The organism is Paenibacillus sp. P4_E11 (assembly GCF_056401635.1).
The window spans coordinates 1-716 of the sequence record NZ_JBFUIX010000646.1 but is presented as its reverse complement, the minus strand read 5'-3'; the positions used below and the strand labels follow the sequence as shown (position 1 = coordinate 716).

At 47.8% G+C, this 716-nt stretch carries 1 protein-coding gene; it reads right to left on the bottom strand.

Annotation, left to right across the window (positions count from 1 at the left end; genetic code table 11):
* Positions 1-716: Ig-like domain-containing protein (locus AC1DWB_RS36670; protein WP_477545957.1), on the bottom strand; the 716-nt coding region annotated here is incomplete at both ends.

Below are 716 nucleotides of genomic sequence, written 5' to 3'. Positions count from 1 at the left end.
CGGTAGTCGTTATGCCGCTATTAGCTATCGTGATTGTCGTTGTGCCTGCTCTTTTGGCTTCTATCAGTCCATCCGCTGTTACCGTTGCAACTGTTGGATCCCCACTCGTATAGGTAGTTCCTGTTGTGGAGTTAGTCACATCGTCTGTAGCTAAATTTGACAAGGTTGCCGTCACCGACAACTGTTGTGAATGAGTTGTCCCTCGTCTCAATTCGACGGGGGTTGGCGATGCCTTCAATTCAGTTATCTCAGTTACGTTAACTTCGACAGTAGTCGTTATGCCGCTATTAGCTATCGTGATTGTCGCTACGCCCAGATTCTTGGCTTCTATCAGCCCATCCGCTGTTACCGTTGCAACTATTGGATCCCCACTCGTATAGGTCGTTCCTGTTGTGGAGCTAGTCACATCGTCTGTATTTAAATTTGACAAGGTTGCCGTCACCGACAACTGTTGTGAAAGAGTTGTCCCTCGTCTCAATTCGACGGGGGTTGGTGATACCTTCAATCCAGTTATCTCGGTTACGTTAACTTCGACGGTAGTCGTTATGCCGCTATTAGCTATCGTGATTGTCGTTGTGCCTGCTCTTTTGGCTTCTATCAGTCCATCCGCTGTTACCGTTGCAACTGTTGGATCCCCACTCGTATAGGTAGTTCCTGTTGTGGAGTTAGTCACATCGTCTGTAGCTAAATTTGACAAGGTTGCCGTCATGCCGTCA